This is a genomic window from Ralstonia mojiangensis, assembly GCF_023955645.1.
Classification (GTDB): domain Bacteria; phylum Pseudomonadota; class Gammaproteobacteria; order Burkholderiales; family Burkholderiaceae; genus Ralstonia; species Ralstonia mojiangensis.
The window spans coordinates 627,560-652,940 of the sequence record NZ_JAMXHU010000004.1 but is presented as its reverse complement, the minus strand read 5'-3'; the positions used below and the strand labels follow the sequence as shown (position 1 = coordinate 652,940).

Here is a 25,381-nt window from a genome sequence, read left to right as displayed (position 1 = left end):
CTTTAAAGCGCTTCGCCCGTGCGGTCACGCAGCCAGATCACCGGCACCAGTGACACCAGGCATGCTGCAGCCACATACCAGGCCGGTGCCAGCGGGTTGCCCGTGCGCTCCACCAGCCAGCTCGCAATGAACGGCGAGAACCCGCCGAAGAACGATGCGCTCACCACATACGTGAGCGCAATGCCGGTGGCGCGTACATGCTTGGGAAACAGCTCCGGGATCATCACCAGCACGGGCACGATCTGCGCGGCTACGAACACCGCCAGCAATGCGGATACCGCGTACAGCGCCAGCGGCGTTGGATGCGCGCCCAGGAAGGCAAACGCCGGGTACACCGCCAGCAGCATGATGATGCGCGAGGTGACCAGCAAGCGCTTGCGGGTGTAGCGATCGGCCAGGCGCCCGGCAATCGGTGCGGCCACAAACAGGACGAGTGAGCTGACCACGCCGGAGGCCACCGCTGCCGTGGGTGACATATGCAGCGTGCGCACCGCGTGGCTCGGCAGGAAGAACGCGGTGATGTACACCGACACCGAGCCGCCCAGCTCCGCAAAGGTGCCGAGAATGGTCAGCTTCAGATGCGTGGTCAGTGCGGCCTTGAGGGCACCCTGCGGTTTGACGTGGCCGGGCGCCGCATCGCGGCGGTCGAGTGTTTCTTCCAGCCGGCGGCGGATCAGCATGCCGGCCGGGGCCGCAAAAATGCCCAGCAGGAACGGCAGCCGCCAGCCCCAGGCGAGCACCGCTTCCTTGGAGAGCGTCACGTTGATGAGCGTGGCGACTGCCGCGCCCAGTGCGAGCCCCAGTGCGGTTGCCGCAAAGTTCCAGCTCGCAAAGAATGCCCGCGTGCGGTCGCTTGCGTATTCGACCAGCAGCGTGGTGCCGGGCCCGAACTCACCGCCTGCTGCAAAGCCCTGCATCAGGCGCGCGGCCAGCACGATCATCGGCGCGAAGATGCCGGCCGTGGCGTACGTGGGCGCCGTGGCGATGAGCGCGCACGACAGCGCCATCATCATGATGGTCAGCACCATCGCCTTCTTGCGGCCGACGCGGTCAGCATAGGCACCGATGATGACGCCGCCCAGCGGCCGCACCACAAAGCCCACGCCAAACACCCCGATCGACAGGAGGAACTGGTTCACCGGCGATGCCGATGGAAAGAACAGTTGCCCGATCTGGATGGCGAAGTAGCTGTAGATGGTGAAGTCGTAGAACTCCAGCGCTGTGCCGATGGTGGTGGCGGTAATGACTTGCGTGCGTGACAGCGCGGGGCGGCTGTCGAGGGCGAGTGTCGACACGGGGCTGCTCTCCTAGGTTGGAGGCTGGGGAGGGTTTGAGTTATCGTATACGAGAAAAATCAAATTCTCGTATACGAGAAAACCCGGAGACGTGCGTGGCATCCAGCGCAAAAGCGGCTATCCAGCCCCATCCACCTATTGAAGAGGCACCGGCGCAACTCAATCACCAGGAGGTGGGCGCGCGCATTCGCGAGGCACGCAAGGCGCGCGGGCTGACGCTCCAAGAGCTGTCGGAGCGCTCTGGCGTGGCGCTGTCCACCATCTCCAAGGCCGAGCGCGGCGACATTGCACTGACGTATGAAAAGTTCGCCGGGCTGGCGCAGGCGCTCGGGCTGGAGTTCGAGCAACTGCTCGGCCGGCGCCGCACGCCGGATGCCGGACCATTACGTCCGACCTTCACGCCCTCGGGCGGCCAGGTCATCTATGACACGCCGAATTACGAATACGGCATGCTGGCCGACGCGCTGACCGGTAAACGCATGTTGCCGATGCGCGCGCACATCCGCGCACGCTCGGTCGATGATTTTCCGGATTACATCCGCCACCCCGGCGAAGAATTCGTCTTTGTGCTGGGCGGCGAGATCGAACTGCGCTTCGAAAACGGCGACGCCTTTCGACTGGCACCCGGCGACAGCCTGTACTTCGACAGCGCAGTCGGGCATGTCTATCTGTCCGTCAGCGAAGAGCCTGCCGAGATACTCGCGTGCTGCACCGGCACCGATGTGCGCGAACTTGGCGACGTGATCTGAACGGCTGGCTTGCGTAGGGCCCGGCCCGCCAGAACATCCGGCACAGCCTTGCCGTCGGCCACCGCCACCGTGCCGTTGACCAGCACCCAGCGCACGCCCACGGGCGGCAGCCCCGGCTGTTCATAGCTCGCACGGTCGGCGTAAGTGGCGGGGTCGAAGATGACCAAGTCGGCAAACTTGCCTGCCTCCACAGTGCCGCGGTCTTTGATGCCGAAGATCTCAGCGGTGCGCGCGCTGGTCTGGCGAACGGCAAACGGCAGCGTCATCACGTGTTTGCGCGTCACGTATTCGCCGATGCGGCGCGCGAAGGTGCCGGCCTCACGCGGGTGCCCGGCAATGCCGTCGGAGCCACCCACCACGAAGTCCTGCTTCATGAACGCTTCCAGATCGGCGTCGCTCATGTTGAACGACACGATGTTCGTGCCGCCGTGCTGGATCACGCTGATGGCCGCATCGACAGGGCTCACGCCCAGCTTCTTGCCCAGCGCTTCGAGCGATTGCCCGTTGTATTCGGGGTTGGTGGAGATCAGCACCTGCGCCGCCGGCCCGTTGCGCTGCTGCATGGCCTTTTCCATATCGGCCGCAATGCGCGCACGCATGGCCGGGTCTTCCAGCCGCTTGAGCAGCGCAACGTTGCCGCCGTCGCGTGCCCAGCCCGGCACCAGCGCCGGAATGATGTGCGTGCTAGACGCTGTGTACGGATATTGGCTTGCCGATACGTTCATGCCGCTGGCCTGCGCTTCGCGCATCAGCCCAACGACCTCCGCGCTCTTGCCCCAAGAATCCACACCCAGCGCCTTGATGTGCGAGATGTGGATCGGGATGCCCGACTGCCGGCCGATGTCCAGCGCCTCTTTCACCGCGTTGACAAGGCCAGTGCGGAAGTTGCCCTCATCGCGCAGGTGCGTGTCGTAGATGCCGCCCCGCACGGCCACCGTCTTGGCCAGCGCCACCACCTCGTCCGTTTTGGCGAATACGCCGGGCGTGTACACGAGGCCCGTCGACATGCCAAATGCGCCGTCGCGCATGCCGTCTTCCATCAGGCTCTGCATGGCTTTGAGTTCGTCAGCGGTGGGGGCGCGGTCCACGTCGCCCATCACGCGGTGGCGCACGGCGTTGTGGCCCACCAGCATGGCCACGTTGGTGCCGATGCGATTGGCTTCCAGTGCCTTGAGCGTCGGCCCGATGCGATCGAGGTCCGGCCCGTCGGCTTCGAGCACGATGCCATCATTACCGATCACCACCGTCGTCACGCCCTGCAGCAGATAGGGCAAGTTCTGGTGACGGTCTTTGGAGACGAGGTTGTGATAGGCGTGCGTATGCGGATCAATAAAGCCCGGCGCCACCACCAGCCCGCGCGCATCGAGCACCGTCTTCGCCTGCACGCCCGCGGCGGAGGGCTGCACCAGCACGATGCGGTCGTGGCGGATGCCTACGTCAGCCACGAACGGCGCGCCACCGCTACCATCGACCACGGTGCCGTTGCGGATCAGGATGTCGACCGGTTCAGGCCCCGGCGCGGCACTGGCGGCGCCGGCGAGCGCAAGGCTCAGGGTGAGGGCGAACAGCAAGCACTGCGGCAGACGGTGTGGGCGCATATCGGCTTCCTTGTGGTTTGCAGCGAGTGTAAGGAGCCTGGTTGCCCACATGACATGCAAATGGTTCGGCCCAGTATGCGGAGCGGACATGCAGGGGCTCGCGGTGCTGGAGCGCTTGCGCGCAGGCGCCAATACAACACTCAGCGTTTTCAATATCTGAGTCAAGAACAACTAATCACCCGCAAAGCCTTGCCAGCATTGGATGTGGCCAGACATTGGCGACAATGTGCGGCTGTCCCCACTTTGGAGGGGGGCAACTGACTTGCCCCGGTGACACAATCGCGAAAATTCAGAAGTCATGCTGCGCCACATGCGACGTATGGCAGACCCGGTCGGGGAGCTTCATGCAAGAGAGTTGGATGGCAATTTCGGCGGCGCGCGCACGGGCGCATCGCCTGTACGGCGTGCGCGGCTGGCTCGTGACGCTGCTGTGGCTGAACACGCTGCCAGCGCTGGCGATCGTGCTGGCGATGGGCATGATGCTCACGCTCGGCGAGGCCAACGGTGGGCCAGCCCGGGCGGCGCCGGCACTGGCTGGGCTCGTCTTCCCGCTGGGGCTCGTTACCCTGGCCTTCCTGCGCCTGCGCTGGTTTCCGATGGTGTGGCTCGGATACAGCGTGCTCCAGTTGCTAGCCACGCTGGCCATGAGCGGCGGCATTCATGCCTGGACGACACAAGCCTCCGGCGGCACGGCAGGGCGCATGCCGATCATGCTGCTGCTGGCGGCCGAGGCGCTGCTGCTCATCGGCTCGGCAGCGTACATCTGGTTTTCGCGCCGCGTGCGCGTGACCTATCGGCATGAGGTGCGGCTGACCGATCCTGCTGCAGCACCGGCCGTGTTCGACAAGCCCGCCCCCAATGAAACGCCCTCTGACGCCACCGACCACGCGCGCGAGCGCGCAGCCCTGCGCCGCGTTGCACAGGAACTGAGTTCCGGGGTGCTGGACACCCGAACCTGGATGCACGTGATGCGGCATCACGCCGATGCCACCGACGGCACCCGCACGGCGGCCTATGTGCGCGCCCGCATGTCTGAGCTGTGTCCGCCGGCGCATGTCCATCCGCCGATCGTGCGCACGTTGTCGACCGGGCTTGGTGCGCTGCTTGTGAGCGTGCTGGCTGCGGGCGTGCTGATGACTGCGGTGATTGCGCTGGCGCTGCGCGTGCCTGGCGATGGCACCGATCTGCTTGAACTGCTCGTTGCCGTGGCGCTCACGCTGAGCTGGCTGGGCGGCCTCTTTGTTGGCGCGAGTTTCCTGCGCCGCGTTGCCTGATGCCTACCGCGTGGCCGCCGGCGCGGCTGCGACGTGGTTCCAGTCGCCACCCACCGCCTTGACGAGGAACACGCTCGTCGTCATCTGCTGGCCGAGAATCTGCACGGCCGTGCGCTGGTTGTTCAGCAGCGATTGCTGCGCGGTGATCACGTCCAACGAGGTTGCGAGCCCGCCCTCGTAGCGCACGCTCGCAATGTCGTAGACCTTGCGGGCGCTTTCGACGGCATGGCGCGCCTGGTTTGCCGCACGGTCCAGCGATTGCAGCCCCGCAAGACCGTCCTCGACTTCCTGCAACGCGCCCAGCACCGTCTGCCGGTAGTTGGCGATCGCGCCCTGGTAGGCCGCGTTGGCAAAGTCCACACGCGCCCGCGTGCGGCCGGCGTCGAACACCGTCTGGGCGATCTGTGTGCCGAACGACCACAGCAGCGTGGGCGCAGAAAACAACAGCGCAAGATCGCGGCTTTCCCAACCGGCACCGCCGTTGAGCATCACGCTCGGGAAGAACGCAGCGCGCGCCACGCCGACTTGCGCGTTGGCGGCAGCAGCGCCCCGTTCAGCGGCGGCGACGTCCGGGCGGCGTTCGATCACGTCGGAAGGCAGCGCCACCGGAATCTGCGGCGCGGTGCCCGCAAGCGGTGCAGGGTCGAGATGAAAGGCCGGTGCCGGTGTACCGACCAGCGTAGCCAGCGCGTGTTCGTACTGCGCGCGTTGCTTGGTCAGCAGTTCGGCCTGCGTGGCGGTGCTGTCCACCAGCGCCTGTTGCTGGGCCAGATCAAGCCCCGACGCCACGCCGTCCTGATGTCGCGAGGTAACGAAATCGAGCGCCTTGCGCTGCAGCGCCAGACCTTCCTGCACCACGGCGATTTCCGCATCGGTCTCGCGCAGGTTGTACCAGGTGGTTGCGACCTGCGCGGCGAGCAGCAGGCGGAAGTTCTCGAGATTGGCGCCGGCCTGCTCTTCAGTTGCGGCGGCGTTGGCGACGGTGTTGCGCACGCGGCCGAACAGATCGGCTTCATAGCTCGCGTCGGCGCGCAGGACGAAATCGCTCTGCACCGTCGACATCGTCGGGCTCGTGTATGAAGAGAGCGGCCGTTCCGACGACGTGCGCGTACGCGTGTCGTTGTTGGTGGCTGTGATGGTCGGCAACAGGCTTGCGCGGGCCACGCGCGTCTGAGCCTGTGCCTGCTCCAGGTTCGATAACGCGACCTTGAGCGATTGGTTGTGCGCCAGCGCCTGTGTGACGAGCTTGTCGAGCTGCGGATCGTTGAAGCGCTGCCACCATGGCCCTTTGGGCGCGGCGTCTGCGGGTTGCGCGGCGCGCCAGGGCGCTTCGGTTTGCCAGTGCGCGGGCACGTCCATGGCCGGGCGCTCGTAGGTCGGCGCGAGCGAGCAACCGGCCAGCGCGGCGATCATCGATGCCGCCAGCGTGGTGGTGCGCAACCGGGTCATGATGCGTGCGGCGCGGAAGCCGCGGGCGCTGATGCCGGGGCCGGCGTGACGATGGTCACCGCTTCGCCCTGCTCGATGGAATCGGCCGGGTTGAGGATCAGCGCGTCCGTTGCTTTCAGGCCCGAGACGATTTCAACCGTGCGGCCGTAGTCGCGTCCGATGGTGACGGGGCGCAGGTCCACATGGCCGTTTTCCGCCACGGCAATGCGCGGGCCTTCCTTGCGGAAGAGCAGCGTGTTGGTCGGCACCGTGAAGGCAACCTGTGCATCTGGCTTCGCGCTGGCGCCGGCTTCGTCGCCGGTGACTTTGCCCTTGATGGCGACCTGCACATAGGCGCCGGGCAGCAGACGCCCGTCCTTGTTAGGCAACTGCACTTCCACCTGCATGGTGCGCGTGGTGGCGTCGATGGCGCCGGAGGCGCGCGCGATGGTGCCGTGGAAGGTTTGGCCCGGCAGCTCAGCCAGCGTCACGGCCACGTCCTGCCCGACCTTCACCTGTTGCGAATACGCCTGCGGCACATAGAGGTAGATGCGCAGCGGGTCGGTCTGCGCAAGCGTGAACAGCTCGCGATTGGCGCCCGCGTTGCCGGCATTGACCAGCGCGCCCACATCGACATTGCGCTTGGTCACCACACCCGCAAACGGGGCCACCACGCGGCGGAAACCTTGCAGTTCCTGCAGGCGGCGCACGTTGGCTTCAGCAGCAGCCAGGTCGGCCTGGGCCTGATTGGCGGCGCTGGTGCGCTCGTCCAGTTCCTGTTGCGAGACGGCGTCTTTCTGGCGCAGGTTCTGCCAGCGCGTGAGCGAGGTCTGCGCCAATGCCTTGCGGGCGGCGGCCTGATTGCGTGTCGCCTGTGCCTGGTTCAGTTCCTGGTCGACTTCCGGCGTGTCGAGCAGCGCCAGCGCTTCGCCCTTGTCGACGTGCGCACCGATGTCTTTGAACCACCGCAGCACGTAACCGCTGGTGCGCGCATAGATGGGCGATTCAACGTAGCCCTGCAGCGTGCCCGGCAGCGTCAGTTCGCGGTTGGCGCTGGCCGGTTTGGGGGCGATGGTGGTGACGTAGCGGCTGGTCTGCGCGTTCACCTGCCGTTCCAGCGCATGCGCGTTGTAGTACCGGCCGACCAGCGTGCGCGCGGCGCCCAGCGCGAGCACCACCCCGACGGCAATCACGACCCAGCGAGCCCGGCGCATGGCGGGGCCGCGGTCGACCTGTTCGATCGGGTCAACCGTGACGACGTGGTGGGGCGGGCCGTCCGCTGGATGCCCAGAATGCGCCCCAGAATGGGCACTGGATGTTTGCTCAGACATGTCCTTCGCTTCCCCGCAAATCGTGACTACGCCGGGCGGCGCGCCGCTGCAATCTGTTGTGCACGCTGGCAAACACCACCGGAACAAAGAAGAGGGTCGAGACGGTCGCGAACAGCAGACCGCCGATCACCGCGCGCCCGAGCGGCGCGTTCTGTTCTGCGCCTTCGCCCAGGCCCAATGCCATGGGCACCATGCCGATGATCATCGCCAGGGCCGTCATCAGCACCGGGCGCAGGCGGGTGGCCCCCGCTTCCAGCGCGGCCTGCACAGGCGCAATGCCTTCTGCCAATCGCTCACGCGCAAACGAGATCAACAGAATCGAGTTGGCCGTCGCCACGCCCATCGTCATGATGGCGCCCGTGAGTGACGGCACCGACAGCGTGGTCCCCGTCACGAACAGCATCCACGCGATGCCCGCCAACGCTGCCGGCAGGGCAGTCACGATGATGAGCGGGTCGATCCACGACTGGAAGTTCACGACGATCAGCAGGTACACCAGCACGATCGCCATCACCAGTCCGACGCCCAGGCCGAGGAACGACGATTCCATCGTCTTCACCTGGCCGCGTACCGTGACCTGCGCGCCGCGCGGCAGCTTGGGGCGGATGTCGTCAACGGCTTTCTGCACTTCCTTGGCGACGGCGCCCAGGTCGCGGCCCTGCACGGCGGCGTATACATCCACCACGGGCGTGATGTCGTAGTGCGAGACGACCTGCGGCTGCACCCCGGGGCTGACCTGCACGAGGTTGCCCAGCAACTGCGGCCCGCCCGCCTGAGCAGCGCCACCGCGCGAGCCCGCCACCGGCGTGCGCAGCAGTGCATCAAGGGAGTCGACGCGGTACTGCGGGCTTGTGACGGCAACCTGATACACCACCCCGTTGATCGGGTTCAGCCAGAACGTGGGCGAGGTCTGGAAGCTTGAGCTGAGCGATACCAGCAGGTTCTGCGCGACGTCGCGCCCTTCCAGGCCCACCTGTTGGATGCGGGTGCGGTCCATGTTCAAGGCCAGCGTTGGCTGGTCGAAGCGCTGGTGCACATGTGTATCCACCGCGCCCGGAATCTGCTTGATGCGGTTGGCCAGCACGCCCGCGAGCTGCTTGTTGGTGGCCACGTCGGCGCCGGAGAACTGCACGTCAATGGCCGACGGCAGGCCGAAGTTCAGGATCTGGCTGACGATGTCTGCAGGCTGGAAGGCGAATTCCACGCCCGGAAAGCGCTTCGGCAATTCTTCGCGCAGGCGGCGGATGTATTCGGCGCTGGGTTTGCGCTCGCCTTCGTGCAGGGCGATCAGGATTTCGCCATCCAGCGTGCCGATGGTGCCCGCGTTGCTGTACGACAGGTTGATCCCCGAGTTCGGCACGCCCAGATTGTCGAGGATGGTCGACAGCTCCTGTTTGGGAATGATCTCGCGGATGGCCGTTTCCACCTCGTCGGCCAGCCTCGCGGTTTCCTCAATGCGCATGCCCGACGGTGCACGCATGTGCAGGCGGATCTGGCCCGCATCCACATCCGGGAAGAAATCGCGGCCGAGCACCAGGAACAGCGCGCACGATGCCACGCAGAAGCCCAGGAACGACAGCGCGAACACGCGGCGGTATTCCAGCAGGCCGCCCAGGATCGCGGCGTAGTTGCCGCGCATGTGTTCGAACTGCGTGTTGAACGCCCGATAGATGCGGCCGAACGTGCTCGGTTTTGCGTTGGCTTTCTTGGCGTCTTGCGTGTGCCCGGTCATGAGCATCATCACCAGCGTCGGCACCAGCGTGCGCGACAGCACATACGACGCCAGCATCGCGAAGATCACTGCTTCGGCCATCGGCACGAACAGGTAGCGCGCCACGCCCGTGAGGAAGAACATCGGCACGAAGACGATGCAGATACACAGGGTCGACACAAAGGCCGGCACGGCAATCTCGGCGGCGCCGTCCAGGATGGCGGTAACAGGTTCCTTGCCTTCGTGCAGGTGGCGCTCGATGTTCTCGATGGTGACAGTGGCATCGTCCACCAGAATCCCGACCGCGAGCGCCAGGCCGCCGAGCGTCATCAGGTTGATGGTCTCGCCAATCAGGTGCAGCACGATGATCGACGAGAGGATCGACAGCGGAATCGACACAGCAATGATGGCCGTGCTGCGCCAGTTGCCGAGGAACAGCAGGATCATCGCGGCCGTCAGGCACGCGGCAATGATCGCCTCCCGGATCACGCCTTCAATGGCTGCCTTTACGAACAGCGACTGATCGAACAGGGGCGTGATCTTCAAGTCTTGCGGCAGCGCGGCTGCTGCGGCGGGCAGGAGCTTGTGGATGTTGTTGACGATATCCAGCGTTGATGCGCCGCCGTTCTTCAGGATGGAGAGCAGCACACCGCGCTGGCCATCCTGGCGCACCACGTTGGTCTGCGGCGAGAAACCGTCGCGCACGTGGGCCACGTCGCCCAAGTAGAGCGTGGCGCCGTTGCTGGTCTTGACGGGAATTGCGTTGAGCGCGGCGATGCTGCCCGGCGTGCCGTTGAGCGTGACGCCGTATTCGGTGGCGTCGATCTTTTGCGTACCGGCCGGCAGGATCAGGTTCTGTGCGCCCACCGCGTTGACGATGTCCACGGGGGTCAGGCCCTGCGCCAGCAGCTTCTGCGTGTCGAGATCGACCGTGATCTGCCGGCTCTTGCCGCCATACGGGAACGGCACGGCGATGCCGGGCACCGTGATCAGGCGCGGGCGCAGGAAGTTCAGCGCCGCATCATTGAGTTCCTGCTCCGACAGCGTGTTGCTCGACAGGCCCAACTGCAGGATCGGAATGCTCGACGCCGAATACTTGATGATCAGCGGCGGAGTCGTCCCCGGTGGCAACTGACGCACCTGCGCCTGTGACACCGAAACGATCTGCGCCAGCGCGGTCTGGATGTTGGCCGTCGGCTGGAAGAACACCTTGACGATCGAGATGCCGTTCAACGATTGCGACTCGATGTGCTCGATGTCGTTGACGGTGGTCGTCAGGCTGCGCTCCGTGACAGACACGATGCGGTCGGCCATCTCCTTGGCGGGCAGGCCGTTGTAGTTCCAGATGATGCTGACGACCGGAATGTCGATTTCCGGAAAGATGTCCGTGGGCGTACGCATCAGCGTAAACGGCGTCGCCAGCAGGATCAGCAGGGCGAGGACGATGAACGTCAGCGGCCTTCGCAGCGCGAGTTGGACAATCCACATGGAGGCGTTTCAGAACCGCGGTGCGTTGAAGGGGGGGCGAAGGCCGCTCGAACGGCGGCGACCAGCCATTCTATCGCCGAGGGGTGTCGATCAGAATGTTCCTATGATCAGACTTTATTACATTGAATAACGGCGACTGCCGGGGCAACTGAAGGCGCCCGCTCAGCGCAGATTCCGCCCACATTGCAGCAGCAGATCGTGCAGCAATGCCGCGTGCGCGACGTCGATTCCCTGCAGCATTTCCTTCTCCAGCCGGCTGACGGCCTCGTCGCACAGCGCCAGCAGTGCGAGCGCTTCGTTGGTCAGGCCCAGCATGACGATGCGGCCGTGCGTCGGATCGGGCGTGCGCGTCACCCAGCCCCGCGCTTCCATCGTCTTCACCACTTCATTGGCCGATTGCGGCGACATGAACGAGCGTTCCGCCAGTTGCGCGTTCGACAGGCTGCCGCGCGCGTGCAGCACGGACAGCGCCGTGAATTGCGGCACCGTCAGCCCGTGCGGGGCGAGCGCTTCGCCCAGGCGCCGCTTGACGATGCGGTCAGTGCGGCCGATCAGGTAGGGCAGTCGGGCAGACGTTGCCGGGGCCCCGTCTTGCGCGGGCTGAGGTGTGTTGCGTTTGGTTCGTGTGGCCGCCATGGATGTGAGTGGGTGTGCACCTATGCAGATGCGCACATTCTGCTACGTGTCGTTCGGATCAGGGTTTACGGCAATGATAATCTCCTTGTTATATCAGGTTACCTGATATTAAATGGGCACCAAGCTGAGACGCGCCGCACACACAAGGCGGCGGGCGTCTCAAGCAGCCGACAGATCAAGGAGATGGAAATGGCTGATTACCAAGGGCGCTGGCAGACCGTGGACGTGAAGGTGGACCAGGGCATTGCATGGGTGACGTTCAACCGCCCCGAGAAGCGCAACGCCATGAGCCCGACGCTCAACTCGGAAATGATCCAGGTGCTCGAAGCGCTGGAGCTGGATGCCGATGCCAAGGTGCTGGTGCTGACCGGCGCGGGCGATGCCTGGACGGCGGGCATGGACCTGAAGGAATACTTCCGCGAAGTGGACGCGGGCCCGGAGATCCTGCAAGAGAAGATCCGCCGCGATGCCTGCCAGTGGCAATGGAAGCTGCTGCGCATGTATGCCAAGCCGACCATCGCGATGGTCAACGGCTGGTGCTTCGGTGGCGGGTTCTCGCCGCTGGTGGCGTGCGATCTGGCGATTGCCGCAGACGAGGCCACCTTCGGCCTGTCGGAAATCAACTGGGGCATCCCGCCGGGCAACCTCGTCAGCAAGGCCATGGCCGATACCGTTGGCCACCGCCAGGCGCTCTACTACATCATGACCGGCGAGACCTTCACCGGCCAGCAGGCTGCCGCCATGGGCCTCGTCAACGAGAGCGTGCCGCGTGCCCACCTGCGTGCGCGCACCGTGGCACTGGCCGAGAAGCTGCTGGAGAAGAACCCGGTGGTGCTGCGTGCCGCCAAGCACGGCTTCAAGCGCAGCCGCGAGCTGACGTGGGAGCAGAACGAGGACTACCTGTACGCCAAGCTCGACCAGGCCACGCTGCGGGACCCGGAGGGCGGCCGTGAGCAGGGCCTCAAGCAGTTCCTGGATGACAAGTCGATCAAGCCGGGTCTGCAGGCATACAAGCGCGCCTGATCCGCCTCCTCCAACGCCCCCGGAGACGAACCCATGCCTGACGTGACTCAGCTTGTGACCCTGCTGATCGGCGGTCAAAGCCGGCCAGCCGCAAACGGTGCCACCTTCGAGCGCCGCAACCCAGTCAACGACGCGGTCGCTTCGCGTGCGGCGGCGGCCACGCTGGAGGATGCGGACGCCGCTGTGCAGGCCGCCGCCGATGCCTTCCCTGTGTGGGCAGCGCTACCGCCGGGTGAGCGCCGCAAGCGCCTGCTCAAGGCGGCCGACTTGATGGACCAGCACACCGAGACGTTCATCCGTGCCGGTGCGGCCGAAACCGGCGCCAGCCCCAACTGGATCGGCTTCAACGTCATGCTGGCGGCCAACATGCTGCGCGAAGCTGCCTCCATGACCACGCAGATCGACGGCAGTGTCATCCCGTCGGATGTGCCGGGCAACTTTGCGATGGCCGTGCGCCAGCCGTGCGGCGTGGTGCTCGGCATTGCGCCGTGGAACGCCCCGGTGATCCTGGGCACGCGCGCGCTTGCGATGCCGCTGGCGTGTGGCAACACGGTCGTGCTCAAGGCATCGGAGATGTGTCCGGGCGTGCACCGGCTCATCGGCACCGTGCTGCAAGAGGCTGGCCTGGGCGATGGCGTGGTCAACGTGGTGACCAACGCCCCGGCCGACGCCGCCCAGGTGGTGGAACGCCTGATCGCTCACCCGGCGGTGCGGCGTGTGAACTTCACGGGCTCGACGCACGTGGGGCGCATCATTGCGCAGCACGCCGCGCGGCATCTGAAACCCGCGTTGCTTGAGCTGGGCGGCAAGGCGCCGGTGCTGGTGCTGGACGATGCGGATCTCGACGCCGCGGTGGACGGCATCGCCTTCGGAGCATTCTTCAACCAGGGGCAGATCTGCATGTCGACCGAACGCGTCATCGTCGATCGCAAGATTGCCGATGCCCTCGTCGACAAGCTGGCCGCGAAGGCGCGCACGCTTCGCGCAGGTGACCCGACCGACGCCACCGCGCAACTGGGCGCGATGGTGAGCGTGGGTGCGGCCAAGCGCGTGCAGGCGCTAGTGGAAGATGCCCGCGCGCACGGCGCTGCGCTGCCCGTCGGCTTGCACATGGATGGCGCCATCGTGCAGCCGGCCATCGTGGATGGCGTGACGCCTGCCATGCGGCTGTACAACGAGGAATCGTTCGGCCCCGTGGTCACGGTGGCGCGCGTGGATGGCGATGAAGAGGCGATCCGCCTGGCCAATGACAGCGAATACGGCTTGTCGGCCGCCGTGTTCAGCCGCGACGTGTCGCGCGCCATGCGGGTTGCGCAGCGTATCGAATCGGGCATCTGCCATATCAACGGCCCCACCGTGCACGACGAGGCGCAGATGCCGTTTGGCGGCGTGAAGAGCAGCGGCTATGGCCGGTTTGGCGGCAAGGCGTCGATTGCGGAATTTACCGAGCTGCGCTGGATTACTTTGCAAAATACGCCGCGGCACTATCCGATTTAATCGATCTGAAGTTCGGCAGCCGCCCACCACAACCATAAAACGGGCGGCGCATTCAGGAGACAAGGCGTGAATCACGTCGAAATGCAGGCTCAAACCGGGCATCACACGCCGCCCCCGGCAGGTGTGTCCGATCACCCATACAGGCAGGTCGCCGTGAGCGATGCACCTGCGCGTTGCGAGACGGACGCGCGCGACGGCACCGTCTGGCACGTGCGCAATACCGAGGCGCTTGCCGAGCATCCGCAACGCATGACCGACTGCCTGGTCGCGGGCGCGCAGCGCCATCCGGACCGTGTGCTGGCTGCACGTCGAGGGGCGGACGGCGCGTGGATCAAGCTGACGTATCGCGAGATGCTGGAGCGTGCCCGCGCCATCGGCCAGGCGCTGCTGGATCGCGGTGTCTCCACCGAGCGCCCGCTGGCGATTCTGTCCGGCAATGATCTTGAGCATCTGCAGCTGGCGCTGGGCGCCATGTGGGCGGGCGTGCCGTATGCGCCGGTGTCGCCGCCGTATGCATTGGTGTCGACGGATTTCGGCAAGCTGCGCCACGTGTTTGACGTGCTCACACCGGGGCTCGTCTATGCGGCAGATGGCGCGGCCTTCGCTAAAGCCATCGACGCGGTGGTGCCGGAGGGCGTGGAGGTCATCACGCGTGACGGCGTGCTGCCGAGACGCAGCGCTACAGCCTTCGACACGCTGCTGCAGACGCCCGTGACGACGGCAGACGCCGCGCAGGCCGCAACCGGCCCCGATACGTTGGTCAAGGTGCTGTTCACCTCCGGCTCGACACGCGCACCCAAGGCTGTGCCGACCACGCACCGCATGCTGTGCAGCAACCAGCAGATGCTGCGCCAGACCATTCCCGAATTTGCCAAGGAGCCGCCGGTGCTGGTGGACTGGCTGCCCTGGAACCACACCTTCGGCGGCAGCCACAACGTTGGCATCGTGCTCTACAACGGCGGCACGCTTTACATCGACGACGGCCGCCCTGTGCCCGGCAAATTCGACGAGACGCTGCGCAATCTGCACGAGATCGCACCCACCGCGTATTTCAACGTGCCCAAGGGGTGGGAAGAGCTCGCGCTGGCGCTGGAACGGGACCCGGCGCTGCGCGAGACCTTCTTCTCGCGCGTGAAGCTCTACTTCTTTGGCGGTGCCGGCCTGTCGCAAGAGGCATGGGACCGGCTGGAGCGCGTGACCGGCCAGCACTGCGGCGAGCGCATCCGCATCATGGCCGGGCTGGGCATGACCGAGACCTCGCCGTGCTGCCTGTTCACCACCGCGCCGATCATGCGCTCGGGCTACGTCGGCACGCCGGCACCGGGGTGCGAACTCAAGCTCGTGCCCGTGGGCGACAAGCTGGAGGCGCGCTTTCGCGGGCCGCACGTCATGCGTGGCTATTGGCGCCTGGGCGAAGAGCCTGCCGCCCCGGTCTTCGACGAAGACGGCTATTACTGCAGCGGTGACGCGCTGCGTTTCTACGATCCGGAGCACCCCGAGAAAGGCCTCGTCTTCGATGGCCGCATCGCGGAGGACTTCAAGCTCAGCTCCGGCACCTTCGTGAGCGTGGGGCCGTTGCGCGCCCGCGTGATCGCGTCGGGCGCGCCGTACGTGCAGGACGTGGTGATTGCCGGCATGAACCGTGACGACATCGGTTTGCTGGTGTTTCCGCAAATGGAGCGATGCCGCGGCTTGTCTGGCCTGCCGCCCACCGCAAGTGTGGCGGAAGTGCTGGCCGCCCCCGCCGTGCATGCCGCGTTTTCGACGCTGCTGCATGAACTGAATGCCACCGCCACCGGCAGCGCCACGCGCGTGGCGCGACTGCTCTTGCTCGACGCTCCCCCATCGCTGGACCGGGGCGAGATCACAGACAAGGGCACGCTCAACCAGCGGGCCGTGCTTAGCCACCGTGCAGAGCGGGTCGACACGCTGTATCGCGATGGCGATCCCGCTGTGATCCGCGCGGGCTGATCCCAACGCAGCAATACGACCAACCGGCAAAGACTGGTTCATCCACCCAGGAGGAGACTCATGAAGACCGTCATGTCACGGGGCATGGCGCTGGCCGCGCTCGCCCTCGCGCTGAGCTGCGCCGGCTGCAACGACGACAGCACAGGCGACGCATCAACGTCGCAAGCATCGCAGTTGCCGCAGCTCACGCCTGCCACCGGTTTGACCCTCGCCACCGCGTGCGAGAGCTTTGCCGGCAAGCTGAGTTTTGCCAACACCAGCATCACCGCCATTTCCACCGTGGCCGCCGGCACATTGAGCGTGGGCGGCAACGCCGTGCCCGAGCACTGCCTGATCACCGGAACCATGAACACCCGCGTGAGCCCGGTAGACGGCAAGACCTACGCCATCGGTTTTGAAATGCGCCTGCCCAAGGCGTGGAATGGTCGTTTCTTCTATCAGGCCAACGGCGGCCTGGATGGCTCGGTGGCCACCGCGTTGGGCGCGTTGGGTGGCGGGCCCGTCAGCAGTGCGCTGGGCTCGGGGTTTGCAGTGATCAGTTCGGATGCCGGGCATAACGGCAGCCAGGTGCCGCTGTTCGGTCGCGACCCGCAGGCGCGCCTCGATTACGGCTACAACGCCGTCGCGACGCTCACGCCGATGGCCAAGTCGATGATCGCGCAGGTGTACGGCAAGACGCCGGACCGCAGCTACTTTGGCGGGTGCTCCAACGGCGGGCGCCACGCGATGGTGGCTGCCGCGCGCTCGGCCAATGCGTATGACGGCATCGTGGCCGGCGACCCGGGCTTCCATCTGCCCAAAGCGGCCATCAATGAGGTGTACAGCGCGCAGCAGCTGGCGACGGTGGCCACGGCCAACACCAGCGCTGGCTTTCCAGACATCACCACGTCCCTGAGCGCCACGGAGCGCGCCATGGTGGCCAGCCATGTGCTCGCCAAGTGCGATGCGCTGGACGGTACGACCGACGGCATGATCAACAACCTCAAGGCGTGCCAGACCGCCTTCAGCCTCGCCAACGATGTGCCGACCTGCACCGGCGCACGCGACGGCACCTGCCTGACACCTGCGCAGAAGACCGTGATGGCCAACCTGTTTGCCGGTGCGCACAACAGCGCAGGACAGGCGTTGTACTCGGGCTTTTCGTTTGATGCCGGTATCAGCGGCAGCAATTGGGCAGCCTGGAAGCAGGGCAACTCGATCCAGCTGGATCCCGCAGCGCTGGCGTTCGTGTTTACGACCACGCCGCAGCCAGCGTCCGCCATCACGTCGCTCATCGCGTATGGCCTGGCGTTCAACATGGACACCGACGCGCCGAAGATCTTCGCCACCGACGGCACGTACACCGAATCCGCCTGGTCGTTCATGACGCCGCCCGATGAGACCAACCTCGGCACGCTCAAGGGGCGCGGCGCCAAGCTGATGGTCTATCACGGCACGAGCGACCCGGTGTTCTCGTCCGACGACACGACCGATTGGTACCAGCGCCTGGCAGCCGCCAACGGCGGCGATGCCAGCAACTTCGCGCGCTTCTATCCGGTGCCCGGCATGAACCACTGCTCGGGCGGCCCAACCGCTGACCAGTTCGACATGCTCACGCCGCTGGTGGCCTGGGTGGAACACGGCGTGGCGCCTGACAGTGTGGTCGCCACCGCGCGCGGCCCAGCCAACGCCGTGCCCAATACCGAAGTGCCCAGCGATTGGAATTCCGCTGGCCACGACCGCACACGCCCCCTGTGCGCATACCCGAAGAACGCCCGCTATACGGGCACCGGTAACGTCAACGACGCGTCGAGCTTCAGTTGCCAATGACGGCCGCCCAACATCCGGAAGGAGACGCCATGCAAACCACCACCACGACATTGACCCGGGAGAACGTTGGCCCCGGTGTCGCCATGACCCTCGGGCTGTGCTTCATCGTTGCACTGCTTGAAGGGCTCGATCTGCAATCCATCGGCGTGGCCGCGCCGCGCATGGCGCGCGAGTTCGGCCTATCGGTCGGGCAGATGGGCCTGGCCTTCAGCGCCGGCACGTTCGGCCTGTTGCCGGGCGCCATGCTGGGCGGCCGCCTGGCCGATCGCATCGGCCGCAAGCGCGTGCTGATCCTGGCCACAGCGCTGTTCGGCATCTTTTCGATCGCTACCGCGCACGTGTGGGATTTCAACAGCCTGCTGATGATCCGCGTGGCCACCGGTATCGGCCTGGGTGCCGCCATGCCCAACCTGATCGCGCTGTGTGCTGAGGCAGTACCCACGCGCCTGCGCAATACCGCCGTGAGCGTCATGTATTGCGGCATCCCGTTCGGCGGTGCCATTGCCGCGGTGGTCGGCATGTTGAGCGCGGGCGATTCCGGCTGGCGCCACATCTTCTACGTGGGCGGCTTTGGCCCGCTGGTGGTGGTGCCGCTGCTACTGACGCTGCGGGAATCGCGCCGGTTCGACAGCGCACAGCGTGGTGCCATTCAGCCACCGCCCGTGTCATGGGCACTGTTTGGCGAGCGCCGGACGGCCGCCACGCTGTTCCTGTGGGTGAGCTATTTCTTCACGCTGATCGTGCTGTATTTCCTGCTCAACTGGCTGCCTTCGCTGATGGCCGCGCAGGGGCTGACCCGGCCGCAGGTGGGCATGGTGCAGATCCTGTTCAACATTGGTGGCGGTGCGGGTGCGCTGGGTATCGGCATGCTGATGGACGCGGCGCGCCCGCGCTGGGTGGTGTCGGGCATGTATATCGGCATCATCGCGGCGCTGTCGCTGCTGGCTGCTGCGGGCGGCATGGCGTCGATGTCGGCGGGGGCCTTCATGGCCGGGCTGTTTGTGATCGGCGCGCAGTCGGTGCTGTATGCGTTGGCGGCAGCCTATTACCCGACCGTCGTGCGCGGTACCGGCGTGGGCGCGGCGGTGGCGGTGGGCCGGCTCGGCTCGATCGCGGGCCCGTTGCTGGCGGGCCAGTTGCTGGCGATGGGGCAGCATGCCACCACCATCATCGGCGCGAGCATCCCAGTCACTGTTGTTGCGGCGCTTGCGGCGTTGCTGCTGCTCAAGCGGCCGCGCGTGCAGGACTGACACAGCGCTTCTTCAGCGCCGTCCGCCCGGACGGCGCCTTCCAAGCATTCCAAACTGCCGGCCCGCCAGACATGGGGGGCGGGACCGGCTCGACCCTAGGAGGGGCCCCATATGCAAACCACCACCTTGCGTACGCACTGTCTCGCACTGGCAGCGGCCACGTGCGCACTCGCCAGCGGCGCCGCCAACGCACAGAGCGTCACGCTTTACGGCCTGATTGATACGGGCATCGAATACGTCAGCCATGCCAATGCCAACGGCAATGGCCTCACACGCATCCCATCGGTGACGGGAACGCTGCCCTCGCGCTGGGGCCTGCGCGGCGCTGAAGACCTGGGCAACGGCATGAAGGCCGTGTTCACGCTGGAAAGTGGTTTCAACACCGACACCGGCACTTCCGGTCAGGGCGGCCGTCTCTTCGGCCGGCAGGCGTGGGTCGGGCTCGCGAGTGATTACGGCACCGTCACGCTGGGCCGGCAGTACAGCATGGTGTTTCTGTCGCTGGCCGATGCGGACATCCTCGGGCCCAGCCAGTACGCCATCGGCTCACTCGATGCCTACATTCCAAACGCGCGCACGGACAACACCATCGCCTACAAAGGCACCTTCAGCGGCCTGACGCTGGGTGCTACGTATTCGTTCGGGCGTGACGCGGCGGGCGGTGTGCCGGCCTCCGGAACCTGCGCGGGCGAGGTGGCCGGCAATGCATCGGCGTGCCGCGCCATGTCGGCCATGGTGAAGTACGACGCCGCCACCTTTGGCGTGGCCGGCGCCTACGAAGAGCAACGCGGCGGCACCGGCGCCACCGCATCGTTCTTCAACGGCAGCGCGCCTATCGCGTTCACCGATGCGGGCGACAAGGACCGCCGCATCGTCGCCAACGGCTACGTGAAACTCGGTAACGCCAAGCTTGGCGTCGGCTGGATCGGTCGCCACGTGCAGGCCGTTGCCGGCGACGTCCGTTCCAACCTGTATTTCGTCAACGGCAGCTATCCACTCACGGGCGCACTCACGCTGGATGCCGGCCTGATCCGCCTCGTGAACGCCGACCAGAGCCGCAGCGCGACGATGGCTGTGGTGCGCGGCGTTTATGCGTTGTCCAAGCGGACCGCGCTGTACGCGCAGACGGGCTATCTCTGGAACAGCGCTAACGCGCAGTATTCCGTCAGCGGCGGAGGCGGCGGCACCACGCCCGCCAAGGGCGTGAACCAGCTCGGCGCAATGGTGGGGATGCGGACGGCGTTTTGATGATGTGGAAGGGGGGAGAGCCCCGTCACCCATTGACGATCTCCCCCCCATTCGGATGCAGCGTCTGCCCCGTCATGTAGCTCGCATCGGCAGACGCGAGAAAGATGTAGCAGGGCGCCACTTCATCCGGCTGGCCGGCCCGGCCCAATGGCTCCTTGCTGCCAAACTTGGCGACGTGCTCGGCATCGAAGGTGGACGGGATCAACGGTGTCCAGATCGGCCCCGGCGCCACGGCATTTACCAGAATGCCCTTGTCCGCCAGCTGCTGCGCCAGTGAGCGCGTGAACGCCACAATTGCGCCCTTGGTGGCGGCGTAGTCCACCAGATGCCCGCTGCCGCGAAACGCCGTGACTGACGTCGTGGTGATGATGCGCGCGCCTTCATGCAGGTGCGGCAGCGCCGCGCGGATCAAATAGAACATCGCAAAGACATTGGTGCGGAACGTGCGCTCCAGTTGCATGGCATCGATGTCGGCCAGGCTCTGCTGCGGATGCTGTTCTGCTGCATTGCTGACCACGATGTCGATCTTGCCGAACATGGCCGCCGCCTGCGTGACCACCGCGCGGGCATGCGCTTCGTCGCCCAGGTCGCCGGCAATGGCTTCGCAGCGACGGCCGGTCGCGCGTACGAGGCGGCAGGTCTGGTTGGCATCGTCGTGTTCATCGAGGTAGGCGATCAGCACGTCAGCGCCTTCCTTGGCGAAGCCGATGGCGACGGCGCGTCCGATGCCGCTGTCGCCGCCGGTGACGATGGCCACCTTGTCGGTCAGCTTGCCGCTGCCGACGTAATCCTCCATCTCTGCGCGGGGATGCGGCGTCATGTCGCCCTCGGTGCCGGGCTGGCGGTCCTGATGCTGTGGTGGTTGCTGCTGTGGCTGGTCGGGCATGGCGGGCTCGCTATGAAAGAGTGGATACACGGCTTTCAGCACGCGGCATGCCATTGCGCTCGAACGTGGCTTGGGGTGCACTCTCGCGCGCATGCCCTGCGGCACGCCGCTTGCTCTGCTGGTGGAACAGACTCCACATCGACGACGGGAGGCGCCATGGACACGCTGCTGTTCCTGTTTGGCGAAGGCAAGGATCTCAACCCGCTGCAAACCGCGATGCGCGCGGTGGTTGTGTTCGCCATCGGGCTGGCGCTGGTGCGTCTGTCGGGCCGACGCTCGTTCGGGCAGCGTGCGCCGTTCGACTTCGTTGTCGCCGTGCTGCTCGGGGCGACGCTGAGTCGCGCGATTGTCGGGGCCTCGCCGTTTGTGGCCACGGTGTCGGCGTCGCTTGCGCTGGTGGCCGTGCACCGCCTTCTGGGCTGGGCGTGCGTGCGGCTGCCGAAGCTGGATCGGCTCATCGCGGGCCGCGAGCGCGAGGTCTATCGCGAAGGGCGCTTCGACCAAGGCCAGATGGATGCAGCGCTCATCACCGTGGGCGACTTGCAAGAGAGCGTGCGCCAGACCTTGGGCTCGCGCACGCTCGATGATGTAGAGGCCGCCATCCTGGAGCGCAACGGACAGGTCAGCCTGATCCGCAAACGCCGCTGATTTTGCACACCCGCACCCGCACACCGGAGCCAATCATGCGAGACAAGCAACAGAAGGAAAACCGAGACGCCGAACAACGCAAGGCTGATTGGGAACAGGCCGAATCGCACCGCAAGCCCGGCGACCGGCCGGCCAATGCGGAAGTGGGTCGCACCGGCAGTACGGCACCCAAGCCGCAAAGCCGGCACGACACGCTGCGCCGCATGCGCCAGGGCGAGGTGCCGCCTGGCATCACACGCGACAAGCTGCACGACCCGGGCGACCAGACCACCGACGCGCCGCCCACAGACAATCGCAGCTGAGCGCAACGTGCCGGCCGCAGACGACGCCCCGTGGTACCGCCGGTTGGGGCCCGGCCTGATCACCGGCGCGGCCGATGACGATCCGAGCGGGATCGCCACCTATGCGCAGGCCGGCGCGCAGATGGGTACCGGCATGCTGTGGACGCTGTTGCTGACCCTGCCCCTGATGATTTCCATTCAGCTCGTCAGTGCCCGCTTGGGGCGTGTGTCCGGCCAGGGCGTGGTCGCCAACATCCGGCGGCATCAGTCGCCGTGGCTCGCCTATGCATTTGTGGCCCTGGTAACGCTTGCCAACATCATCAACGTGGGGGCTGACATTGCGGCCATGGGCGACAGCGTGCGCCTGCTTCTGGGTGGTTCGACAGCGTGGTATGCATGCCTGTTTGCCGTCTTCACGCTCGTGCTGCAAGTCTGGATGCCGTACCGCCGCTATGCGCGCTATCTGCAATGGACTGCGCTGTCACTGCTGGCCTATGTGGCCACGGCGTTTGTCGTGAAAGTGGACTGGGCGCACGCGCTGCACGACACCGTGGTGCCCCGGCTGCATTGGTCGAAAGACTATGCAATGACGCTGGTGGCGGTGTTCGGCACCACCATCAGCCCCTACCTGTTTGTGTGGCAGGCCGCAGGCGAAGTCGAAGAGACGCGGCTGGCCGAAGACGAAGCGCCGCTCAAGAAAGCGCCCTGGCAGGCGAAGGATCAGCTCGCACGCATCCGCATCGACACCACGGTCGGGATGGTGGTATCGGCGCTGATCGCCTTCTGCATCATGCTGACGGCCGCTTACGCACTGCACACGCACGGCGTCACGCAAATCGAGACCTGCGCCCAGGCCGCCGAAGCGCTCAAGCCCGTGGCTGGCCCATTTGCGCAGGCATTGTTTGCCGTGGGCGTGATCGGCACGGGGCTGCTGGCGGTGCCGGTGCTCGCGGGCTCTGCCGCCTATGCCGCTGCCGAGGCCTTCCAGTGGCACAGCAGCCTGGAGGCCAAGGTGCACCGCGCGCCCAAGTTCTACCTGTTCCTGGCGCTTGTGATGGCGGTAGCCACGGTGATGGTGTTCCTGCCCATCGAGCCGTTCAAGTTGCTTTACTGGGCTGCGGTGCTCAATGGCGTGGCGGCGACGCCCGTCATGGTGATGCTGCAGTTGATGTCGCGCCGCAAGGCCGTGATGGGGCCGTTCCCCAGCTCACGGCTGCTGCATGGCACGGCGTGGGTGGCGACCCTGTGCATGTGCGCCAGTACGTTGCTGTTCTTTGTGCTGGCTGTGCGCGGTTCGTAAAAGAGCGGTCGGCTTGCGCGCAGGCACCGGGGTTGCGTGTCTTGGGCGAAACCGCGCAACAGGCGCGGTGTCCTGTCCATCAACGAGGGGTCAATCATGAAAGCTGGTGTTTTTCACGGCATCGGTGACATCCGTCTGGAAGACGTGCCCGAGCCGACACTGCGCGAACCAACCAACGCCATCTGCGGCACGAATCCGCACTTCGTGCGCGGCACATACCGCGCCTTCGACACGCGCCAGCCCGGCTGGATGAAGGTCGAGCTGGACCCGCAAGCCACTGACGGCGCTCGCACGCCCCGCGCCTCACGGGCATGAGTAGGGAGCTGCATGATCGCGTCGCCAGCCTGGGGCCGGTGCTGGTGATTTCTCCGCACTTTGACGACGCGATCTTCTCGTGCGGCGCCCTGCTGGCTGCGCATCACGGCAGTCGCACCGTCACCGTGTTTGGCGGCGCACCTGCCACGCCCGTGTCGACGGTGTGGGATCGCGACGGGGGCTTTGCCGATTCCAACGAAGCGGTGGCCGCGCGCCGGCAGGAAGACGCACAGGCCCACGCGCAGGTGAGCGCCACCGTTCACCATCTCGGCTTCTGCGACAGCCAGTACGGGCAGACGCCTACCGTAACGGAGCTGGAGCGCGCGCTGTACCGCCTGGTGGAAAAGCGCACGGCAGATGCGGTATTCGTGCCGCTGGGGCTGTTTCACAGCGATCACGTGCTTGTGCACGAAGCGGCCCTGATGCTGATGCACAAGCTGCCGGAGCGCCTCTGGATCGGCTACGAAGATGCGCTGTACCGGCGCGGGCGCGGCGTCGTGCAGGAGCGCATCGTTGCGCTGGCGGGCCAGGGCATCGTTGCCACGCCCGTGTCGCCCACCACGGCGGCCGATGGCCGTCAGAAGCGCCGCGCCGTCGCCTGTTACGCCAGTCAGTTGCGCGCCTTTGGGCCAGGTGGTGTGGAAGATCTGCACCAGCCTGAACGCTTCTGGCTGCTGGAATCCAAGCAAGGAGAATCCGATCATGCAACCGTTGGATGACGCCCGTCGGGCCCAGGCACCGTGTTCCATCGTCGTGCTCACATATAACCGGGCGGCCACTGTGCTGGAGACGCTGGAGAAGTTGGCCGCCCTGGATGAACCCTGGCCCATCGTGGCGGTCGACAACGGCTCGACCGACGGCACCGCTGACCAGATCGCCACCCGCTTTCCCGAGGTTGCGCTCGTGCGTCTGCCGCGCAACTACGGCGCGGCCGGCCGCAACTTTGGCGTGGCCACCGTCGACACGCCGTACGTTGCCTTCTGCGATGACGACACCGCATGGCTGCCGGGCTCGGTGGCGCGCGCGGTGGATGTGCTGCAGCGGTATCCGTCGGTGGGCGTGGTGGCGGCGCATGTCCTGGTCGGCCCCACGCGCCGCGACGACACCGCGTGCGAACCCATGGCCGCCAGCACGCTGCCAGCCGACGGCCTGCCGGGCCCGGCGCTGCTCGGCTTCATGGCCGGGGCGTGCGTGGCGCGCACGCGCGCGTTTACCGAGGCAGGCGGCTACCGGCGCGACCTCTTTATCGGCGGAGAAGAAAGCGTGCTCGCGCTCGACCTGGTCGACACCGGCTGGCGCATCGTCTACTGCCGGGAGGTGGTCACGCACCACAACCCCTCGCCGGTGCGTGACGTGATGCAGCGGCGCGCGCTGCTGACGCGCAACGAATTGCTGAGCGCCTGGCTTCGGTTGCCGCTGGACCTTGCGTGGCGGGTCACCGGCCGGGCGATACGTGCGATGGCCGAACAAGGCGTGCTCGCAGAAGCGTTGCCCGCCGCGCTGGTACGCCTGCCACGTACCTTGTTGCGCAGGCATGCCGTGCAGCCCTCCACTGTGGCGCTGTGGCGGCAGATGGATGCAGACCGCCAGCGCCGCCGCGCCATCCCCACGCTGTCGGTCGGCTAACGCTGGGGGGCGGCGCG

At 66.1% G+C, this 25,381-nt stretch carries 20 protein-coding genes and 1 pseudogene; 14 read left to right on the top strand and 7 right to left on the bottom strand.

Annotated features, from left to right (window positions below):
• Positions 1-2: 2 nt before the first annotated feature.
• Positions 3-1,295: an MFS transporter gene (locus NG898_RS19575; RefSeq protein ID WP_252693986.1), complete on the bottom strand. Its 1,293-nt coding sequence runs from the start codon at positions 1,293-1,295 to the stop codon at positions 3-5.
• Positions 1,296-1,390: 95 nt separating this feature from the next.
• Here NG898_RS19575 and NG898_RS19570 point away from each other — a divergent pair, with 95 nt between their 5' ends.
• On the top strand, positions 1,391-2,044 hold the full coding sequence (locus NG898_RS19570; RefSeq protein ID WP_252693985.1) for a helix-turn-helix domain-containing protein: 654 nt from the start codon (positions 1,391-1,393) through the stop codon (positions 2,042-2,044).
• Here NG898_RS19570 and NG898_RS19565 read toward each other — a convergent pair.
• A complete protein-coding gene (locus NG898_RS19565; protein ID WP_252693984.1) occupies positions 1,960-3,642 on the bottom strand; it encodes an N-acyl-D-amino-acid deacylase family protein in 1,683 nt (560 codons plus the stop codon). The two genes, NG898_RS19570 and NG898_RS19565, sit on opposite strands and share 85 nt — an antisense overlap.
• Positions 3,643-4,001: 359 nt before the next feature.
• Between NG898_RS19565 and NG898_RS19560 the strand changes: the two genes are divergently transcribed.
• Positions 4,002-4,916, top strand: coding sequence for a hypothetical protein (locus tag NG898_RS19560; protein WP_252693983.1), 915 nt, complete (start codon positions 4,002-4,004; stop codon positions 4,914-4,916).
• A 3-nt stretch (positions 4,917-4,919) separates the two neighbouring features.
• Here NG898_RS19560 and NG898_RS19555 read toward each other — a convergent pair whose 3' ends face one another.
• The 4 genes from NG898_RS19555 to NG898_RS19540 all read right to left on the bottom strand — a co-directional run bounded on the left by NG898_RS19555 (position 4,920) and on the right by NG898_RS19540 (position 11,510).
• Positions 4,920-6,365 (bottom strand): efflux transporter outer membrane subunit, encoded by a 1,446-nt coding sequence (locus NG898_RS19555; RefSeq protein WP_252693982.1) that lies wholly within the window; start codon positions 6,363-6,365, stop codon positions 4,920-4,922.
• The gene (locus NG898_RS19550; protein ID WP_252693981.1) at positions 6,362-7,675 is read right to left on the bottom strand and encodes an efflux RND transporter periplasmic adaptor subunit; all 1,314 of its coding nucleotides are present in this window, start codon (positions 7,673-7,675) and stop codon (positions 6,362-6,364) included. Before NG898_RS19550 ends, NG898_RS19555 begins: the two co-directional genes overlap by 4 nt.
• Entirely contained in the window at positions 7,668-10,874 is a 3,207-nt protein-coding gene (locus NG898_RS19545) for an efflux RND transporter permease subunit (protein ID WP_252693980.1), read from the bottom strand. Before NG898_RS19545 ends, NG898_RS19550 begins: the two co-directional genes overlap by 8 nt.
• Before the next feature lie 162 nt (positions 10,875-11,036).
• Positions 11,037-11,510: a MarR family winged helix-turn-helix transcriptional regulator gene (locus NG898_RS19540; protein WP_252693979.1), complete on the bottom strand. Its 474-nt coding sequence runs from the start codon at positions 11,508-11,510 to the stop codon at positions 11,037-11,039.
• A gap of 189 nt (positions 11,511-11,699) precedes the next feature.
• Here NG898_RS19540 and NG898_RS19535 point away from each other — a divergent pair, with 189 nt between their 5' ends.
• The 6 genes from NG898_RS19535 (at position 11,700) to NG898_RS19510 (ending at position 20,308) form a co-directional block, all read left to right on the top strand.
• The gene (locus NG898_RS19535; protein WP_065859218.1) at positions 11,700-12,533 is read left to right on the top strand and encodes a p-hydroxycinnamoyl CoA hydratase/lyase; all 834 of its coding nucleotides are present in this window, start codon (positions 11,700-11,702) and stop codon (positions 12,531-12,533) included.
• Positions 12,534-12,566: 33 nt separating this feature from the next.
• Positions 12,567-14,030: an aldehyde dehydrogenase gene (locus tag NG898_RS19530; RefSeq protein ID WP_252693978.1), complete on the top strand. Its 1,464-nt coding sequence runs from the start codon at positions 12,567-12,569 to the stop codon at positions 14,028-14,030.
• Between the two features lie 81 nt (positions 14,031-14,111).
• A complete protein-coding gene (locus tag NG898_RS19525; protein ID WP_252694169.1) occupies positions 14,112-16,001 on the top strand; it encodes a feruloyl-CoA synthase in 1,890 nt (629 codons plus the stop codon).
• A gap of 60 nt (positions 16,002-16,061) precedes the next feature.
• Positions 16,062-17,810: a tannase/feruloyl esterase family alpha/beta hydrolase gene (locus NG898_RS19520; protein ID WP_252693977.1), complete on the top strand. Its 1,749-nt coding sequence runs from the start codon at positions 16,062-16,064 to the stop codon at positions 17,808-17,810.
• A 29-nt stretch (positions 17,811-17,839) separates the two neighbouring features.
• A complete protein-coding gene (gene mhpT / locus NG898_RS19515; protein WP_252693976.1) occupies positions 17,840-19,060 on the top strand; it encodes a 3-(3-hydroxy-phenyl)propionate transporter MhpT in 1,221 nt (406 codons plus the stop codon).
• Between the two features lie 111 nt (positions 19,061-19,171).
• Positions 19,172-20,308, top strand: coding sequence for a porin (locus NG898_RS19510; protein WP_252693975.1), 1,137 nt, complete (start codon positions 19,172-19,174; stop codon positions 20,306-20,308).
• A 25-nt stretch (positions 20,309-20,333) separates the two neighbouring features.
• Here NG898_RS19510 and NG898_RS19505 read toward each other — a convergent pair whose 3' ends face one another.
• On the bottom strand, positions 20,334-21,194 hold the full coding sequence (locus tag NG898_RS19505; protein ID WP_252693974.1) for an SDR family oxidoreductase: 861 nt from the start codon (positions 21,192-21,194) through the stop codon (positions 20,334-20,336).
• Positions 21,195-21,350: 156 nt separating this feature from the next.
• Between NG898_RS19505 and NG898_RS19500 the strand changes: the two genes are divergently transcribed.
• From NG898_RS19500 to NG898_RS19475, 6 genes and pseudogenes are all read left to right on the top strand, one after another.
• Complete coding sequence (locus tag NG898_RS19500) at positions 21,351-21,842, top strand: DUF421 domain-containing protein (RefSeq protein ID WP_092970913.1); 492 nt, start codon at positions 21,351-21,353, stop codon at positions 21,840-21,842.
• A 35-nt stretch (positions 21,843-21,877) separates the two neighbouring features.
• Positions 21,878-22,144: a hypothetical protein gene (locus NG898_RS19495; RefSeq protein WP_252693973.1), complete on the top strand. Its 267-nt coding sequence runs from the start codon at positions 21,878-21,880 to the stop codon at positions 22,142-22,144.
• A 7-nt stretch (positions 22,145-22,151) separates the two neighbouring features.
• Positions 22,152-23,423 carry an Nramp family divalent metal transporter gene (locus tag NG898_RS19490; protein WP_252693972.1) on the top strand — a complete coding sequence of 424 codons (1,272 nt, stop codon included), beginning with the start codon at positions 22,152-22,154 and terminating at the stop codon, positions 23,421-23,423.
• A gap of 96 nt (positions 23,424-23,519) precedes the next feature.
• Positions 23,520-23,639, top strand: a pseudogene (locus NG898_RS19485) (glutathione-dependent formaldehyde dehydrogenase); the annotation flags it as partial.
• Positions 23,640-23,734: 95 nt separating this feature from the next.
• On the top strand, positions 23,735-24,457 hold the full coding sequence (locus tag NG898_RS19480) for a PIG-L deacetylase family protein (RefSeq protein ID WP_252693971.1): 723 nt from the start codon (positions 23,735-23,737) through the stop codon (positions 24,455-24,457).
• Positions 24,441-25,364, top strand: a complete 924-nt coding sequence (locus NG898_RS19475; protein ID WP_252693970.1) for a glycosyltransferase family 2 protein — start codon at positions 24,441-24,443, stop codon at positions 25,362-25,364. The genes NG898_RS19480 and NG898_RS19475 overlap by 17 nt, the downstream gene beginning before the upstream one ends.
• The last annotated feature ends 17 nt before the right edge of the window (positions 25,365-25,381 follow it).